Source organism: Sphaerotilus sp. FB-3 (assembly GCF_023706025.1).
Taxonomy (GTDB): Bacteria; Pseudomonadota; Gammaproteobacteria; order Burkholderiales; family Burkholderiaceae_C; genus Sphaerotilus; species Sphaerotilus sulfidivorans.
The window spans coordinates 1-979 of the sequence record NZ_BQWE01000076.1; the positions used below are offsets into that span (position 1 = coordinate 1).

A 979-nucleotide genomic window follows, 5' to 3' on the forward strand; every position below is an offset into this window, starting at 1 on the left:
AATCGACCGATAGTGAACCAGTACCGTGAGGGAAAGGCGAAAAGAACCCCGGGAGGGGAGTGAAATAGATCCTGAAACCGCATGCATACAAAAAGTCGGAGCCCTCCGGGGTGACGGCGTACCTTTTGTATAATGGGTCAGCGACTTACATTCAGTGGCAAGCTTAACCGAATAGGGTAGGCGCAGGGAAACCGAGTCCGAACAGGGCGTCTTCAGTCGCTGGGTGTAGACCCGAAACCAGGTGATCTATCCATGGCCAGGATGAAGGTGCGGTAACACGCACTGGAGGTCCGAACCGACTAGTGTTGCAAAACTAGCGGATGAGCTGTGGATAGGGGTGAAAGGCTAAACAAACCTGGAAATAGCTGGTTCTCTCCGAAAACTATTTAGGTAGTGCCTCAAGTATTACCGTCGGGGGTAGAGCACTGTTTAGGCTAGGGGGTCATGGCGACTTACCAAACCTATGCAAACTCCGAATACCGATGAGTACAGCTTGGGAGACAGAGCACCGGGTGCTAACGTCCGGACTCAAGAGGGAAACAACCCAGACCGCCAGCTAAGGTCCCTAAAATTGGCTAAGTGGGAAACGAAGTGGGAAGGCTAAAACAGTCAGGATGTTGGCTTAGAAGCAGCCATCATTTAAAGAAAGCGTAATAGCTCACTGATCGAGTCGTCCTGCGCGGAAGATGTAACGGGGCTCAAGCCAGTTACCGAAGCTGCGGATGCACCGCAAGGTGCGTGGTAGGAGAGCGTTCTGTAAGCCTGTGAAGGTGTCTTGAGAAGGATGCTGGAGGTATCAGAAGTGCGAATGCTGACATGAGTAGCGTTAAAGGGGGTGAAAAGCCCCCTCGCCGTAAGCGCAAGGTTTCCTACGCAACGTTCATCGGCGTAGGGTGAGTCGGCCCCTAAGGCGAGGCAGAGATGCGTAGCTGATGGGAAACAGGTGAATATTCCTGTACCGATTGCAAGTGCGATGTGG

The 979-nt window shown here is 52.7% G+C and carries 1 rRNA gene; it reads left to right on the forward strand.

The annotated features are described in order from the left end of the window. A 23S ribosomal RNA gene (locus NFT33_RS19110) occupies window positions 1-979 on the forward strand; the annotation flags it as partial.